General features: G+C 42.3%; 16 protein-coding genes and 1 other annotated feature. Of the genes, 14 read left to right on the top strand and 2 right to left on the bottom strand.

Annotation, left to right across the window (positions count from 1 at the left end; genetic code table 11):
• The first annotated feature begins 9 nt into the window (after window positions 1–9).
• The 8 genes from AC25Y6_RS12205 to AC25Y6_RS12170 all read left to right on the top strand — a co-directional run bounded on the left by AC25Y6_RS12205 (window position 10) and on the right by AC25Y6_RS12170 (window position 6,722).
• A complete protein-coding gene (locus tag AC25Y6_RS12205; RefSeq protein ID WP_488143226.1) occupies window positions 10–774 on the top strand; it encodes a TrmH family RNA methyltransferase in 765 nt (254 codons plus the stop codon).
• A gap of 60 nt (window positions 775–834) precedes the next feature.
• Window positions 835–1,066: a binding site (T-box leader), on the top strand.
• A 41-nt stretch (window positions 1,067–1,107) separates the two neighbouring features.
• Entirely contained in the window at window positions 1,108–2,145 is a 1,038-nt protein-coding gene (gene pheS, locus AC25Y6_RS12200; RefSeq protein ID WP_488143225.1) for a phenylalanine--tRNA ligase subunit alpha, read from the top strand.
• A gap of 12 nt (window positions 2,146–2,157) precedes the next feature.
• Window positions 2,158–4,569 carry a phenylalanine--tRNA ligase subunit beta gene (gene pheT / locus AC25Y6_RS12195; RefSeq protein ID WP_488143224.1) on the top strand — a complete coding sequence of 804 codons (2,412 nt, stop codon included), beginning with the start codon at window positions 2,158–2,160 and terminating at the stop codon, window positions 4,567–4,569.
• Window positions 4,570–4,847: 278 nt separating this feature from the next.
• Window positions 4,848–5,228, top strand: a complete 381-nt coding sequence (locus tag AC25Y6_RS12190; RefSeq protein WP_488143223.1) for a hypothetical protein — start codon at window positions 4,848–4,850, stop codon at window positions 5,226–5,228.
• A 167-nt stretch (window positions 5,229–5,395) separates the two neighbouring features.
• Window positions 5,396–5,572, top strand: a complete 177-nt coding sequence (locus AC25Y6_RS12185) for a hypothetical protein (RefSeq protein ID WP_488143222.1) — start codon at window positions 5,396–5,398, stop codon at window positions 5,570–5,572.
• Between the two features lie 221 nt (window positions 5,573–5,793).
• A complete protein-coding gene (locus AC25Y6_RS12180) occupies window positions 5,794–5,979 on the top strand; it encodes a hypothetical protein (RefSeq protein WP_488143221.1) in 186 nt (61 codons plus the stop codon).
• Window positions 5,980–6,057: 78 nt separating this feature from the next.
• Window positions 6,058–6,435: a hypothetical protein gene (locus AC25Y6_RS12175; RefSeq protein WP_488143220.1), complete on the top strand. Its 378-nt coding sequence runs from the start codon at window positions 6,058–6,060 to the stop codon at window positions 6,433–6,435.
• Window positions 6,436–6,440: 5 nt separating this feature from the next.
• Entirely contained in the window at window positions 6,441–6,722 is a 282-nt protein-coding gene (locus tag AC25Y6_RS12170; protein WP_488143219.1) for a hypothetical protein, read from the top strand.
• A gap of 252 nt (window positions 6,723–6,974) precedes the next feature.
• Here AC25Y6_RS12170 and AC25Y6_RS12165 read toward each other — a convergent pair whose 3' ends face one another.
• Window positions 6,975–7,568, bottom strand: a complete 594-nt coding sequence (locus AC25Y6_RS12165; RefSeq protein ID WP_488143218.1) for a hypothetical protein — start codon at window positions 7,566–7,568, stop codon at window positions 6,975–6,977.
• A 103-nt stretch (window positions 7,569–7,671) separates the two neighbouring features.
• On the bottom strand, window positions 7,672–8,613 hold the full coding sequence (rnhC, locus tag AC25Y6_RS12160) for a ribonuclease HIII (RefSeq protein ID WP_488143217.1): 942 nt from the start codon (window positions 8,611–8,613) through the stop codon (window positions 7,672–7,674).
• 90 nt (window positions 8,614–8,703) lie between these two features.
• On the opposite strand from rnhC, the gene zapA reads away from it, so the two are divergent.
• The 6 genes from zapA (at window position 8,704) to AC25Y6_RS12130 (ending at window position 16,381) form a co-directional block, all read left to right on the top strand.
• Window positions 8,704–8,964, top strand: a complete 261-nt coding sequence (gene zapA / locus AC25Y6_RS12155; RefSeq protein WP_488143216.1) for a cell division protein ZapA — start codon at window positions 8,704–8,706, stop codon at window positions 8,962–8,964.
• 9 nt (window positions 8,965–8,973) lie between these two features.
• Window positions 8,974–9,513 carry a CvpA family protein gene (locus AC25Y6_RS12150; protein WP_482099712.1) on the top strand — a complete coding sequence of 180 codons (540 nt, stop codon included), beginning with the start codon at window positions 8,974–8,976 and terminating at the stop codon, window positions 9,511–9,513.
• A gap of 52 nt (window positions 9,514–9,565) precedes the next feature.
• On the top strand, window positions 9,566–11,272 hold the full coding sequence (polX, locus tag AC25Y6_RS12145; protein WP_482104979.1) for a DNA polymerase/3'-5' exonuclease PolX: 1,707 nt from the start codon (window positions 9,566–9,568) through the stop codon (window positions 11,270–11,272).
• Window positions 11,273–11,336: 64 nt separating this feature from the next.
• Window positions 11,337–13,646, top strand: coding sequence for an endonuclease MutS2 (locus AC25Y6_RS12140; protein ID WP_488143237.1), 2,310 nt, complete (start codon window positions 11,337–11,339; stop codon window positions 13,644–13,646).
• A gap of 395 nt (window positions 13,647–14,041) precedes the next feature.
• Window positions 14,042–14,455 carry a DUF350 domain-containing protein gene (locus tag AC25Y6_RS12135; RefSeq protein WP_482099710.1) on the top strand — a complete coding sequence of 138 codons (414 nt, stop codon included), beginning with the start codon at window positions 14,042–14,044 and terminating at the stop codon, window positions 14,453–14,455.
• 228 nt (window positions 14,456–14,683) lie between these two features.
• On the top strand, window positions 14,684–16,381 hold the full coding sequence (locus AC25Y6_RS12130) for a long-chain-fatty-acid--CoA ligase (RefSeq protein ID WP_488143215.1): 1,698 nt from the start codon (window positions 14,684–14,686) through the stop codon (window positions 16,379–16,381).
• Window positions 16,382–16,410: the final 29 nt, after the last annotated feature.

The following is a 16,410-nucleotide window of genomic DNA, read 5'->3' as shown; positions in this document are numbered from 1 at the left end:
AAAGAATATATGAAACGCATTGAATCCTCACAAAACGCACTTGTGAAACATTGGAAAAAGCTTGTTACAACACGAAAAGAACGCGATCAGTCGAAAGAATTCCTTGTCGAGGGTTTTCATCTCGTTGAAGAAGCATTGAAAAGTGATGGGACAATTCTCGCGTTAATCACCCGTGACGGTGTTGAAATTCCTGAAGGATGGTCTATTGAAGATGTGAAACTTGTTGAAATAACAGAAGCGATTGCGAAAGAAATATCTGAGACGGAACAGTCGCAGGGCATTTATGCACATTGCCGTCAGCCGGTGCACGCTGAAGAGGACTATACAGCATGGAAAAAACTTTTATTAATTGACGCAGTCCAAGATCCAGGTAATGTCGGTACGATGATACGAACGGCAGACGCTGCTGGAATGGATGCAGTTATTCTTGGGGTAGGGACTGCTGATTCATATAATCCGAAAACAGTACGGTCTGCGCAAGGCTCCCATTTCAATATCCCAATCGTCAAAGGTGATCTTATTGAATGGACGGCTAAGTCGAAAGTAGCGGGCATTCAAGTTTTGGGGACAGGATTAAAAAATGCTGTGAATCACTCCGATATTTGGCCGCAAGCCCAATTTGCATTGATCGTTGGAAATGAAGGCAGCGGTGTCAATCCTGAATTGCTTGCAATGGCGGACAACACAGTCAAAATTCCAATGTACGGCAAAGCGGAATCGTTAAATGTTGCGGTTGCGACTGGAATCTTACTCTATACGTACTCCAAACTGTAAAAATTGCATGTTGTTGCTGTACAAATCATAATCGGGTATACTATTGGTTATGAACAGAAATGAAAAGCGATGATCGGGAAAAGTAAACAACACATGAGCCGAAAGGGAGTCCGCGCCTTGACTGAAAGCGCAGATGGGTAAATGAGTGTCGAAGTTCACCCCGTGAGCTGCCGCCGGGACCAGCGAAAGCTGTAAAGGTGAGCCGGTGCCGGACCGTTATTCCGATTTGAGTGATCATATCTTTTTGGTATGATAATCAGGGTGGTACCGCGAAATCGTCCTCGTCCCTTTTATAAGGGGCGGGTTTTTTTTATTTTCGAGAGGAGAATCGCAATGGAAGCACAATTAGAACTGTTGAAAGATGAGGCGCTTGCAAAAATTGAAGCTGCATCAGATGTTAAAGCGTTAATCGAAGTCCGTGTTGCCTATTTAGGGAAAAAGGGGCCAATTACTGATTTACTGAAAGGGATGGGAAAACTCCCTGCCGAGGAACGACCTAAGATGGGGGCACTCGTCAATGTCATCCGCGAAAAGGTAACTGAAGTTCTGGAAGACCGTATGGTGAAACTTGAGGAATTGGCAATCAATGAACAGCTTGAAAAAGAATCAATTGATGTCACATTGCCTGGACGTCCAGCAAGAACTGGGAATCACCATCCGCTAACACGTGTAGTTGAAGAAATCGAAGACTTCTACATTAGCATGGGCTATGAAATCGCCGAAGGTCCCGAAGTTGAGAAAGATTATTACAACTTTGAGGCACTGAACTTGCCAAAAGGCCACCCTGCACGCGATATGCAAGACTCGTTCTACATATCCGAAGATATACTTCTTCGTACACATACGTCACCTGTACAGGCTCGCACGATGGAAGCAAAAGGCGGCGCACCGATTAAAATCATCTGCCCGGGTAAAGTGTACCGACGTGACAGTGATGACGCGACACATTCACATCAGTTCACACAAATCGAAGGGCTTGTCATCGGAGAAGATATCCGGATGAGCGACTTGAAAGGAACCCTTTCTTTATTTGCGAAGAAAATGTTTGGCGATGAGCGTGAAATTCGTCTCCGTCCAAGCTTCTTCCCATTCACGGAACCATCTGTTGAAATGGACATTTCTTGTTTCAAATGCGGCGGAGATGGCTGTAACGTTTGTAAAAAAACGGGCTGGATCGAAATTTTGGGTGCCGGAATGGTACACCCGAACGTGCTGAAAATGGCTGGTTATGATCCGGCTGTCGTTTCAGGTTTCGCTTTCGGTATGGGACCTGAACGAATTGCAATGTTGAAATATGGTGTGGAAGATATCCGTCATTTCTATACGAATGACGTGCGGTTTGTATCGCAATTCCACCGGACGGAAGCTTAAGGAGGAATTGATATGTTAGTATCTACAAAATGGTTGAGTGAGTATGTAAATATAGAGGGTATTGCTGTTGCGGATCTTGCGGAGAAAATTACACGCTCCGGCATTGAAGTCGATTCAATCATCGATCGTTCTCACGGAATGACGAACGTTGTCGTTGGATATGTTAAAGAATGTGTGAAGCATCCGGAAGCGGACAAATTGCGCATCTGCCAAGTGGACGTTGGGGAAGAAACAACACAAATCATTTGTGGCGCACCGAACGTTGCAGAAGGACAAAAAGTAATTGTTGCACGCCCGGGCGCTGTACTGCCAGGCGGCATGAAAATTAAAAAAGCGAAACTACGCGGTGAAGAATCGAACGGTATGATCTGTTCGCTTCAAGAACTTGCAATTGAAGGGAAGCTTGTACCGAAAGCCTATGCAGAAGGCATTTACGTACTCCCTGAATCGGCAGTACCTGGAGAATCAGCACTGTCACTACTTGGTCTTGATGATCAAGTACTTGAATTCGATTTGACGCCAAATCGCTCGGACGCACTTAGCATGATTGGTGTTGCCTATGAAGTTGGCGCGATTTTATCACAAGGAATTCAGCTTCCTGAAATTAACTACACGGCTTCAAATGAAAAAGCGGAAGATGTGCTGAAATTGCGCATTGATGCAAAAGAAGACAATCCGATGTACGTCGCGAAAGTTGTAAAAAACGTCAAGGTTGCAGAATCACCGTTATGGCTACAAAATCGCTTGATGGCTGCAGGCGTACGTCCACATAATAACGTTGTCGACATTACGAACTTTGTGCTAATGGAATACGGCCAGCCGCTTCATGCTTTTGATTACGATCGTCTTGGAACAGGAGAAATCGCTGTCCGACTTGCAGAGCAAGGCGAGAAATTCACGACATTGGATAATACTGAACGGACGCTTGAAGCGCACCAACTTGTCATTACAAATGGTAAAGAACCAGTGGCGCTTGCCGGCGTAATGGGCGGGCTAAATACTGAAGTGCATGACGGAACGACAACTGTTGTCATCGAGTCGGCTTACTTCGCACCGGGATCTGTCCGCCGTACGTCGAGAGAGCTTGGGCTTCGCAGTGACGCAAGTACGCGCTTTGAAAAAGGAGTCGATCCGAATCGAGTTACAGCCGCAGCAGAACGCGCCGCGCAATTAATGTCTGAAATTGCGGGCGGCGAAGTGCTAGAAGGGTCCGTTATTATCGATGAACTCGAAAAAACGCCTGTACGAATTGTTGTTTCTCCGGATTATATTAACAACCGTCTAGGTATGAAAATACCTCTGGAAGAAATGTTGGCGATTTTGGAAAGACTGCAAATCCCGACAGAAGCGGTGAACGGCAAACTACTTATCGACGCGCCGACTCGCAGACAAGATCTGCGAATTGAAGAAGATATTATCGAAGAAATTGCTCGGATGTACGGCTATGACTTGATTCCGATGACGCTTCCTGTGACGGAATCGACGCCGGGTGGCTTGACACCATATCAGGCGAAACGTCGTACAGTTAGAGCGTTCCTTGAAGGCGCAGGACTCTACCAGGCACTGACGTATTCATTGACATCTAAGGAACAGGCACAAAGCTACGCGCTTGAAACAGCACCTGTTACAGAGCTTCTGATGCCGATGAGTGAAGATCGCAGTATTCTTCGTCAAAGTCTCATTCCTCATCTTCTAGAGGCAGCCACTTATAACGTTGCACGCCGTATGGATTCGGTGGCACTTTATGAAACGGGATCGGTTTTCCTTGGAGAAGAAGAAGATGGCCTTCCGCAGGAAGTGGAACATGTTGCAGCTGTTATAACTGGCAAGTGGGTCGACCATGCATGGCAAGCTGAAACAAAACTGGTAGACTTCTTCGTCCTGAAAGGGATTGTCGAAGGCATGATGGACAGTCTAGGTCTAACTGAAGGTCTGTCATTCAAACAAACTGTTCTTGACGGGATGCATCCTGGGCGGACAGCAAACATTTTCTATAACGGTGAACGGATTGGTTTGATCGGTCAAACCCATCCAACGGAACAGAAAAAACGCGATTTGAAAAACACATATGTCATGGAAATGAACCTTGCTAAAATCCTTTCTATCGAAACGGATGAATTGCTATATGTTCCGGTTCCACGTTTCCCATCGAGTTCAAGGGACATCGCGCTAGTCGTTTCGAGCGATACATCAGCAGGTACGCTTGAAAACGTTATTCAAAGTGCTGGCGGTAAATTGTTGAAAGACATCAGATTGTTCGACTTGTATGAAGGGGATAATGTTGAAGATGGCAAGAAGTCACTTGCATTTTCGCTGACATATTCAGATTCCGAGCGTACATTGACGGACGAAGAAGTCGTCAAAGCGCACGACAAAGTGTTGAGCGCATTAACAACAGAAGCAGGAGCTTTGCTTCGCGGATAAATAAACAAAAGCGGTACACAGAATTTCGATTCTGTGTACCGCTATTTTTTAAAGGTAAGTATAAGTTTTTCAACCTGTAGCGGTGTCTAGACTTCAGGCGCCAGCCCCTGGGGTTATTAGTCGTTTGAGAAGGGATTGAACTATATCCCTTCTGTGCCAAATAGAAATGGTGAAATAACTACGTACCATACACAAAGTGGTAAAAAGTTCTGGAAAACAATAAATGGTGATAATATCCCAGTAATTACTCCAGTAGAGTGAATAGTGAGGGGCTAGGAATGAAGTATTTAGCAATGGTTAAAAGATTAAATCCACTTATTGAAGAGGAAGTATGCCTTGAAATTGGAGGGGTTCAATTTACAGGTTTTTCATTTGTATGTCCTTATGAAATTGAGGTTGGGCAAATTTATCCCGTTTCACTAGGGTTTACGATTTTAGATGAATTAATTATTGAGGAAATAAATGGAGATAAGAAAGAGTTGGAGCAAATTTGTAAGGGTTATCAATACTGCATCCGAGGACTTTTACATGAGACCTCAATAGATGTTGGAATAATTATTTCGGATGAAGATGAGTATTTCATGAATTATTCTAATTTATTTGGTAAATTTGTTGAAATGAAAGTTGATAGAATTAGTATTGAATTTTTACAAAAATAGTATGAAATAGTAGGTTGATTCACAAAACAAAAACGCAAACCATGAGGTTATACTTTGTGAACCTGTACGTGCGATAGTAGTCAGGTTAATTATTATTAACGTACTAATTGGTACAAGTAGTTTCTCGGACTACGAATACTTTTTTACATCATTTACAACACTATTAGATGCTGACTGACAGTCATATCATGAAACAACAAATTGCAGATCATGAGCAGCAACAAATAAAATCTCAAATCGATCAAAGACTTGTGAAGCAGAAAAAATCTCAATTAAAAGAAGTATATCTACAGTGGAATGCTTGTTCGGGGAAACTGAGAGATAATAATAAAACAGCATTGTAGACTGACAAAGCGATTTGAAGCAGAAATAAAACACTTGACTAAACGTAAAAAACACCATCTTTAGGCTACCTGACCTCAAGTTTTTTTGGGTCAGGTAGCCTGATTTTTATTATCGAAGGGTTATTCACGAATGGACTCACTGACATCCATTTCCTAGCGGGTCATTGGGCGGCCTTGTCTTCAAAAAATACGCTGTAGACGGAATTGGCACTTCGTACGCAGTGGCAGCGTTTGATTTCTACACGGAAGATATTGGAGCTATGCTAAGTGCAGATGCGACAGTAAACCAGAGAATGGAAGCTGCAGCTTTCACTTTCATTAAACCTGCCAAAGGACTAGGTATGATACATGATATTTCGAAGGCAAAGGGTATAGATAATGCTTCTGATAACAAAAACAATAATTAATTCAGAGGTGAGAGCTTACTTCATTCTCCAACAAGACCAAATGGAATTGGTAAGCCTCATGTATCAAGTTTAGGTGATTTGGTTCCAGCTAGTAAGGATGGTTTATATAAAGGTCGCCAAGTGACTGTTACAGTACATATACTTGGAGGTTATAGAAAAAGAGCTAAGTCTAATAGTCCTTATACTAGTATTACTAATAACAAAAATGTGATTGGGAATTATGGAGAAAATGCAATTGAATTGGATATTTCTGCTGTAAGGAAAGATATACAGTCTAGAAAAGTAAAGGATGTTGTTATACTTTCTCCAAAGAAAATTCTGAAAATAATAGAAAGAGATGTTATTTCCTCTGATTTTTTGAAGAAAAGAGCTATTGACTGGACTAAAAGGGATAATGAGTATTTGATTAAAGCGGAAGTTCCTAGCCAATACATTAAGATTTCGTCTAAGGAGTGAGAATTTTGAATCTTTTCTTTTTATACGAATGTTTAGGGGAACTAGAAAATGTTAGTGTTGAAGGTATGTGGGTAAATGGAAAGATCATACCTAATAAGAACATGGAGAAATTCAAGGCTTTTTTCGAGGAGATTGTTGACGAAGAAAACGAGTTCGCAGAAGAGGATTTTAGTGAAGAATGGTTAGATGATAGCAATTGGTTTATTATTGATAATGAAAATAGAAAAAAGAATATATACATACCTGCAGTTTATCCTGATGGGGATTTTATCTGGAGATGGAGATGATTTAAAAATATAAAGCTTTGATTATAGATGGTGCTTGTCAATTACACTGTCTATGTTTACGCACTGGAAGGGCATAAATTGAGGGATTAACAAGTGGGTGAAGTGAAAGGCTTGTTTTTATACTAGTTTATCGTTCATTACTATATCTTAAATTTAAACAGGACCTAGATAATTACATAGAAAAACCCCGAATACAAGACTTTTCAAAAAGTGTCTGCTTTTCGGGGGGAGCTCAGAATATGCGGTTCATGTTCATTCATTGACGCCTTTCGTGACTATAAATCCGATTTCGGCTTCTAACTTAAATGGTTCCACATCAATCGTGCCAAGCTCAATGTTGAATTCGGCGGAACCATGGATGATATACTCACCTTTAGGAAATCCCTCATTAATAAGTGTCTGTATGAATTCTATAATCTTTTCATCATCATTTTCACTATACCCTCCGGCAAATGAGTATCTCGCGCGCAATGGTTCGTCTTTTTTTAATGTCGTCACAATTAGCGGTTCATTCATCGGGTAATCGATACTGATTCCCCGTGTCCTTTCTTCCAATGGGAAATAGAAGGGAGAAGCGGCATGGGGAATGTCGATGGTGGCTTGATCGCCGATATATGTTAATTCGGCAAATATTGCAGTATCGCCAAAAATGTCATACACGTCTTTTTCTGTGAACAAGCGATAAATGAAATCACCTTTTATCACTTTGATTTCCGCTGGCGGCAGCGGTTCCGTTGGACGGGGTTGATGGTTGGCATCATTTTTTTCAGCAGTACCACATGCAGTAAGGATAGAAATAAAAATGAGCAAAAAAGCGAGTCTTCTCACAACAATCACCTCTATCAATTAGAACGGAAGAAGAGCGATAAAGTTACATTTTTTGTGTTTTACCTCTATTAAGTAAGATTAGAGACGGTTAAATGGCAATATGAGGCACCGAATTTAGTTGTTATTTTTTAAGATTTTTCCTAGCCGCGAGAGCCTTTGCTTTCCCCGCATTCGCAAAATGCCACTTTGTCAACGATTTCAATGTATCTTCACCGCTGTTCAATAAAATCTTGGCGGCCACTTCGTCCACTTTTGGTCCTGCGCCTTTTGGAATTGTCATACCCGCAATACCACTCAGCCGATCCATCTCTTCTAAAAAAGCAACACGAGCAATAATAGACGCGGCTGCTACTGACATATGAAGACCTTCCGCTTTCGTAGAAAACAGCACATTCTCTCTCACAATTTCAGACTCCGCTTTAATATGATTATAATAAATGCCGCGTTCAGCAAATTGGTCAATCAAAATATAATCGGGTTTCTCGCCATCCATTTTTCGAAGGACATGCTTAAGCGCTTGATTATGGAGGAGAGCTTTAATCTTCCCTTGGGACCAGCCACTTGCTTGCACTTCATTGTATTTCGCGTTATCAAGTGTCAATACACTATGGAGAAGCGCTACCTGCAAATCAGGGGCGATTTTCCGCATAAGGTCATCCGTTAGCATTTTTGAATCTTTAACTCCGAGTTCACGCACCAGTTCGACTTGATTGGCACGGACGAAACAAGCCGCAACCGTGACAGGTCCGAAGAAATCACCCGTTCCAGTTTCATCCGATCCGAGTACTGATAGTTCTGCCAAGCGATCGGGCAGAGAATCTCCTTTTGTTTTCACCGCCACTGAGCCCGCTTTACCTTCAGCTGTACCCCAGCGCGCCGCCTCCCGTTCAGACCCTGCGCCTTGGAACAGCACTTTACCAGATTTATAGGCAGTGATAGAAGTATCCGGCAGCTTTGCAGCAAAAACGACGCCCGGGGCATTGCGAATGATTTTGGAAGCGGTATAATGATTTATTACTTTTTTCATTACTTGATCATTTACAATAATGACTCGATTACTCAATTTATTACATCCTTTCGTCGACTTATTTCACAACCAAAACAATTTCGTGGTATGATTGATAACAGGGTTTTTACGTAGGAGGTGGTATCATTGGCAGACGAACAGAAGACGCGTATAGCAGTAGATATATACGGACAGACCTATAAAATGGTCGGTACCGAGACAAGTACTCATATGCGGCTGGTCGCTTCGCTGGTCGATGAACGGATGAGGGAAATCAGTGCCCATAATCCCTACCTCGACAGTACGAAAATCGCTGTGTTAACCGCCGTTAATAGTGTACATGATAATCTTAAATTAAAAATGCAAATTGAACAATTAGAAGAAGAATTGAAAAAGTTGAAGGGTTGACGGTATTACATGCTTGATTTACTAATTATTATCCTCCTGTTCGGGGGGCTTGTCACTGGATTCAGACGAGGACTTATCGTACAAATCATACATATGACAGGATTCATAATCGCACTCGTTGTCGCTTATACGTATTATAAGCAACTCGCGGAAAAATTTGTTCTCTGGATTCCATATCCAGGTGTTACAGCTGGTTCGAAATTGTCCATGACAGTCGACAAGCTTGATCTTGATGGGACATTTTATCGCTTACTGGCATTCGTTTTGATATTTTTTGTCGTCAAATTCGTTTTTCAGCTCATTGCGTCCATGTTTGATTTCCTGACGTATTTACCTGTCCTTGGTTTTTTAGCGCGTATCACTGGGGCATTATTTGGATTCATCGAGTTTTATATACTAATATTCCTAGTTCTCTATTTGCTGGCCATGTTACCGATAGATTTTATCCAAGACATGTTGAGTAATTCATTGCTTGCAAAAACAATGTTTGAACACACGCCGCTATTATCAGAGACTGTGAAAAAATGGTGGTATATCTATACAAGTTAACGGCTTCCCCCTTTTTGGAGGGGAGCTTTTTTCTAGAAAGGAAGTGTTGTTATTGAATAAGAAAACGATTATCCGCACATTAGAAAAAATTGCATTATATATGGAATTGCTGGGGGAAAACCATTTCAAAGTATCCGCATTCAGAAAAGCGGCCAACGTACTTGAACTGGATCCACGCAGCTTAACCGATATGGATGATATTTTAAAGCTGAAAGGAATCGGAAAAGGGACAGGTGCTGTCATTACCGATTTGTTGGAAAAAGGGGAATCCGACCTTCTAAAGGAAATGGAAGAAGCGGTGCCAAAAGGGCTCATCCCAATGTTGAAAATTCCGGGACTCGGCGGAAAAAAAATCTCCAAACTGCGTGAGGCAATCGGCATCGATTCAATTGAATCGCTACGTGCGGCATGCGTTGCGGGAGAAGTCAGCAAAGTTCCTGGTTTCGGTAAAAAGACCGAAGAGAATTTTTTGAATGAAATTGAAATTCTAGGGACTAGGCAAGGGAAATTCCCAATTTGGCAGATGGAAAAAATCGTTACGTTCGTTGAATCAGAACTGCATCTGATTCCGGAAATCAGCCACTTTTCTGTCGCTGGGAGTTACCGCCGAACGGAAGAAGAAAGCAGTGATGTGGACTTCATCCTCGTGACGGATGAACCAGCAATTGTACGGGAAAAACTACTTGCAACTTTGCCGCTTCTGTCGACGATTGCGGCAGGTGATGCAAAACTGTCTGTGACACTCGACTTGGAAGAAGCGATTGACGCCGATTTCCGCTTCGTAAAGGCGGAACAGTTCGCAAGTGCTATCCATCATTTCACAGGCTCGAAAGATCATAATGTCCGGATGCGACAACTTGCAAAATCCAAGGGCATGAAAATAAGTGAATACGGAGTGGAGAATGAGGACGGTTCCGTTGAGACGTTCAATTCAGAGGAACAGTTTTTCGCCCACTTCGGATTGCCATTCATTCCACCTGCGGTCCGCAGAAATGGCAGCGAAATCGATCGTGTCGATGAACTTGCAGGGCTAGTGGCACTAGAGGATATCCGTTCAGACCTTCATATGCATACGACTTGGTCAGATGGAGCATACTCGATTCGTGAAATGGTTGAGGCATGCCGGACTAAAGGCTATGCCTATATGGTCATCACAGATCATACTCAGTACTTGAAAGTTGCGAACGGTCTCACACCAGAACGACTGCGTGAGCAAATCGCAGAAATTCGTACGTTAAATAAAGAATACGATGATATCGAAATCTTTTGTGGAACGGAAATGGACATCCTTCCTGACGCAACGCTCGATTTTGATGATGATCTCCTCAGTGAACTTGATTTTGTTATCGCGTCCATTCATTCCAACTTCAGTCAATCGCAGGATGTGATAATGGAACGGCTTCACGCGGCGATTAAAAATCCGCATGTCGATATGATTGCACATCCGACGGGTCGAATTATTGGACAACGAGAAGGGTATAATCCTGATGTGCCGCAACTCATTCGTTGGGCGAAAGAATATGGTAAAATACTTGAGTTAAACGCAAGTCCGTACCGTCTTGATCTTGCGAAAGACCACCTTATTATGGCGCAGGAACAGGGTGTAAATATCGCTATTAATACGGACGCACATGCAATTGATCAACTGAGTCATATGAATACTGGCGTGAATTATGCTAAGAAAGCCTGGCTGAAAAAAGAAACGGTCGTTAATACTTGGCCACTTGATAAATTTATCCGTGAGATAGTGCGGAAGTGAAAGGAAGTGTAAGACATTGGAAAATCGTGTCTTAAAAACACTTGAGTTCGATAAAATCCGAGATATGGCAGCAACCCATTGCACGTCATTTGCCGGTCGTTCTTATATGGAAAAATTAGTACCCGTAAGCAATTTTGACGAAGTTGTAAAGTTACTTGAGGAAACGGACGAAGGGTTATCGATACTTCGAGTTCGTGGCAATGTGCCGATGGGGGGAATCAGTGATATCAGACCCCATGCCAAACGTGCGCAAATGGGCGGCATGCTGAGTGCATTTGAACTAATGGAAACGGCTAACACAATTCGTGCAAGCCGGAATCTACGGCAATTCATCGAAGCGATTGTGGCGGACGAAGATATTGAGATTCCGCATTTTATTGCGAAAAAAGAAGCCATTCCTGTATTGACAGGATTGGAACATGAAATCAATGCATGCATCGATGACAATGCGCATGTGGTAGACAGTGCATCGGGGTCGCTTCGTACCATTCGGCAAGGCTTGCGAATCCAGGAAGGTCGCGTGCGCGAGAAACTAGAGAGTTATACGCGGGGCAAAAATGCAGCAAAAATGTTATCTGACGCAATCGTCACAATCCGCAACGATCGTTATGTCATTCCTGTAAAGTCGGAGTACCGTTCGCATTACCGTGGCGTCATCCATGATATGTCTTCTTCCGGCCAAACATTATTCATCGAGCCGGATGCAGTGGTGCAGGCAAATAACGAAATTAGAAGACTGAAACTTCAAGAACAGGAAGAAATAGAGAAGATTCTAATAGAGTTGTCTGCTATAGTGCAAGAAGTCGCTCATGATTTATTCACGTTAGTAGCCATATTGTCTGAAATTGACGTCATTCTTGCAAAAGCAAAATTTGGGATTGCTCATAAATGTACGAAACCTGAAGTGAACAACAAAGGTTATATACGCCTAAAAAAAGCTAGGCATCCACTATTATCGATTGAAGAGGCGGTAGCGAATACAATCGAATTCGGTAAAGACATAACCACTATTGTCATTACCGGACCGAATACGGGCGGTAAAACAGTCACGTTGAAAACGGTAGGACTCTGTACGCTCATGGCACAGGCTGGCTTGCCAATCCCCGCGCTCGATGGCTCTGAGGTGGCTGTGTTCGATTCGGTCTATGCAGATATTGGGGACGAGCAGTCAATTGAGCAAAGTCTCAGTACATTCTCATCGCATATGGTGAATATTGTTGACATATTAAAAAAATATGATGACCGTTCTCTAATTATTTTTGACGAGCTCGGTTCAGGTACAGATCCACAGGAAGGGGCGGCACTTGCCATCTCGATTTTGGATGAAGTGCACGGGCACGGCGCGAGAGTGATGGCTACAACCCATTATCCTGAATTGAAGGCTTATGGATATAATCGGCCGGGCGTCGCCAATGCTAGCGTTGAATTTGATGTTGACACCCTTAGTCCAACATATCGATTGCTAATAGGAGTACCAGGCCGCAGTAATGCGTTCGAGATTTCGAAGCGCCTAGGATTGCAAGACCGTGTCATAGAACGTGCTAAAAAGTTCACGGGTACAGATCGCGGGGAAGTGGATTCAATGATATTGTCGCTTGAGACAAGCCGTGTCCAATCCGAAAAAGATGCCGAAGAAACGCATGAAATTCTCTTGGAAACGGATCGACTGAAACGTGAACTGGAAGAAAAACTTGCCACATTCGACAGCATGAAAGAACGGATGGAAGAAAAGGCCAAAGACAAAGCGAGAAAAATTGTTCAAGACGCAAAAAGGGAAAGCGAAGCGGTTATATCAGATTTACGTGCAATGCGTCTAAATGTCGGTGCCAATATAAAAGACCACGAACTAATTGAAGCTCGGAAACGTTTAGAAAGCGCCTCACCAGTGGAAGCGAGCAAGAAAGTGATCAAAGCGAAGGCAGCACCAAGGGCCTTGCAAATAGGTGACGAAGTGAAAGTGCTGAGCTATGGCCAAAAAGGAACACTAATCGATAAGGTTTCAGATAATGAATGGATTGTCCAAATCGGCATCTTAAAAATGAAGCTTGATCAATCAGGTCTCGAGTACGTTAAACCTGAAAAAGAGAAAATATCTTATATATCGACCTCTGTAAAGGGAAGAGATTCAAACGTTAAACTTGAACTCGATCTTCGCGGCGAGCGTTATGAAGATGCAATCATTCGCACGGAAAAGTATTTAGATGATGCAATCCTATCTAATTATCACCAAGTATCTATTATCCACGGAAAAGGAACAGGTGCATTAAGGCAAGGCATTCAGCAATATTTGAAAACCCACAGGCGTGTCAAAACGTATCGGTTCGGCGAAGCAGGCGAGGGTGGACATGGCGTTACTGTTGTAGAGTTGAAATGAAAAATCAATTACGCCTCGGCGTAATTGCGTCCAGATTTTGAATCGAGCTTGAGGCCTACAGGATGTAGGTCATGCAACAGGGAAGGATGGAACTGCATCCTTCCTTGTTGCCGCAGGACGCGGCGATCTTAGGTTGCCTTCATTGACTCCTTTCAAAATCTGTGACTTCCGCCGGAGGCTTTATCAGGGAGGAATTGAACTTCATTCCTCCTTGTTCAGCGGGCGTTTGGACACCCGCTGAACAGGAGTACAAAACCGCATTCATCTCCCACCTATGGAGGTGAGAGTCTTCTGCTGAATGAAGATAAAGTTATAGGATAAATGAAATAGTTGAAACCTTTTACGTTCCAATCCGTAAAGGAATGAACGAACGAACTTAAAAGGAGTCGAAAATTATGACGAATACTGGATTTTGGAGTCATCCTTTAGTAGAAACAGCAGGCTACTTCAGTGTAGTTGTCCTTTGTCTTGTCGTTTCGATGGTTCTTTTTGAGCTCGTTACGAAATATAACAACTGGGAAGAAATTCGCAAAGGAAATGTTGCTGTTGCCCTTGCTACTGGCGGAAAGATTTTCGGGGTTGCAAATATTTTCCGCTATTCGATTGAACAGCATAATTCATTGCCCCAAATGATTGGATGGGGATTGTACGGTTTTATTTTACTCGTATTCGCATATTTATTATTTGAATTCTTAACACCCAAGTTTAACATAGATAAGGAAATCGAAGCAGATAATCGTTCTGTTGGCTTCATATCTTTGACGATTTCCGTAGGGTTATCATTCGTAATTGGAGCAAGTATTTCATAGGAGTCGTGAATTCATGGAGAGATTATCGAAAATACTAATTGTTGTCTGTGTCTTATTTATTTTAGTAGGCATATACTGGATGACATCTAATACACCTTGACCAGTTTATACTGGTCAAGGCTTTTTTAATGTAAATGTAATTTTTCAATTGTAACCTGAAACATTAACAACTATAATTAAATTAGGAATATTCAAAGAACTGTAGATAAGAGAAGAGGGGGCTAAAAAATGACAACGAAACCTTGGCTAGATTTATATCCTGCCGAAATTTCAAAGACACTCGATTATGAGCGAATTCCTCTACAGGAATATCTAACGAGGTCCAGTAACAAGTATCCTGATAAAACCGCTATGCATTTTCTAGGCAAAGATATTTCATTTAAAGAGTTTCATCAATCGGCTTTGAAGTTTGCAAACTATTTGACGACAATTGGAATTAGTAAAGGGGACCGGGTGGCAATTATGTTACCAAACTGCCCGCAAAGTGCAATTGCCTACTATGGTATTTTGTATATCGGCGCAGTTGTTGTTCAAACGAACCCTCTTTACACAGAACGTGAAGTGGCTTATCAGATGACGGATTCCGGAGCAAAAGCCATCATTTCACTCGATATTCTATACCCGAGAATTTCAAAAATTGTTAAGGAAACAGAACTTGAGCATGTCATCATCACAGGAATAAAAGATTACTTACCGTTCCCTAAAAACTTAATTTTTCCTTTTATTCAGAAGAAGGAGCATGGGGTCAAAGTGAAAGTTGAACACCGTGGCATGAATCATCTATTCACAGAAATAATGAAATCTGCAAAACCGGATCCAGTCAGTTATACATTTGATTCTGATGAGGATATCGCGTTGCTACAATATACGGGCGGAACGACGGGACCGCCAAAAGGTGTCATGTTAACACATGCTAACCTTATTGCCAATGTGAAGATGTGTGATGCATGGTTGTATAAATGTAAAGAGGGCGAAGAAGTAGTAATGGGCATCCTGCCTTTCTTCCATGTTTACGGAATGACAACTGTACTGATTCTTTCCGTGATGCAAGGTAATAAAATGGTCCTCGTACCTAAATTCGATTTCGAAACGGCACTGAAAACAATTGATAAACAGAAGCCGACTCTTTTTCCAGGCGCACCTACTATATACATCGGATTATTGAACCATCCTGATTTAGAAAAATACGACCTATCTTCCATAAAGGCTTGTATAAGCGGTTCCGCCGCCTTGCCGATCGAAGTTCAAGAAAAATTCGAAAAAATAACCGGTGGAAGGCTTGTTGAAGGATATGGTCTGACAGAAACCTCACCAGTATCACATGCGAACTTTGTATGGTCGGAAGAACGAATGAAAGGATCAGTCGGTGTTCCTTGGCCGGACACGGATTCCTGCATACTCGGCCCAGATTCAACAGAACCTTTGAAGAATGGAGAAATTGGTGAAATTGCAATTAAAGGTCCACAAGTGATGAAGGGATACTGGAACAGACCGGAAGATACGGAGCAGACTTTTCGCGACGGCTGGTTCATGACAGGAGATCTTGGATATATGGATGAACAAGGTTATTTCTATGTTGTTGATCGAAAAAAAGATATAATCATAGCGAGTGGATTTAATATATACCCACGAGAAATTGAAGAGATTCTTTATGAACATGAGGCAGTACAGGAATGTGTCGTTGCTGGTATTCCTGATCCATACAGAGGCGAAACAGTCAAGGCATATATTGTTTTAAAACAAGGTGCTACTGTAACTGAAGAAGAGCTTGATAAGTATTGTAGGGAAAATTTGGCGTCATTTAAAATACCACGACTATATGAATTCCGAAACGAGCTGCCTAAAACTGCTGTTGGGAAGATACTACGCCGTGCTCTTGTCGATGAAGAGAAAAAGAGGGCTGAGAAGGAATTGCTTCCACTGTAAGGGAATACTTGACACGAAGGTAAATAGCG

It is taken from the genome of Sporosarcina sp. Y1004 (assembly GCF_057669665.1).
Note: the sequence above shows the minus strand (reverse complement) of the source record. Positions and strands in the feature narration are given on the sequence as shown.

Coding starts and splice junctions, on each gene's coding strand:
- AC25Y6_RS12205 (WP_488143226.1), top strand. CDS start 10: ATGAAACGCATTGAATCCTCACAAAACGCACTTGTGAAACATTGGAAA.
- pheS (WP_488143225.1), top strand. CDS start 1,108: ATGGAAGCACAATTAGAACTGTTGAAAGATGAGGCGCTTGCAAAAATT.
- pheT (WP_488143224.1), top strand. CDS start 2,158: ATGTTAGTATCTACAAAATGGTTGAGTGAGTATGTAAATATAGAGGGT.
- AC25Y6_RS12190 (WP_488143223.1), top strand. CDS start 4,848: ATGAAGTATTTAGCAATGGTTAAAAGATTAAATCCACTTATTGAAGAG.
- AC25Y6_RS12185 (WP_488143222.1), top strand. CDS start 5,396: ATGCTGACTGACAGTCATATCATGAAACAACAAATTGCAGATCATGAG.
- AC25Y6_RS12150 (WP_482099712.1), top strand. CDS start 8,974: ATGCTTGATTTACTAATTATTATCCTCCTGTTCGGGGGGCTTGTCACT.
- AC25Y6_RS12140 (WP_488143237.1), top strand. CDS start 11,337: ATGGCAGCAACCCATTGCACGTCATTTGCCGGTCGTTCTTATATGGAA.
- AC25Y6_RS12135 (WP_482099710.1), top strand. CDS start 14,042: ATGACGAATACTGGATTTTGGAGTCATCCTTTAGTAGAAACAGCAGGC.
- AC25Y6_RS12130 (WP_488143215.1), top strand. CDS start 14,684: ATGACAACGAAACCTTGGCTAGATTTATATCCTGCCGAAATTTCAAAG.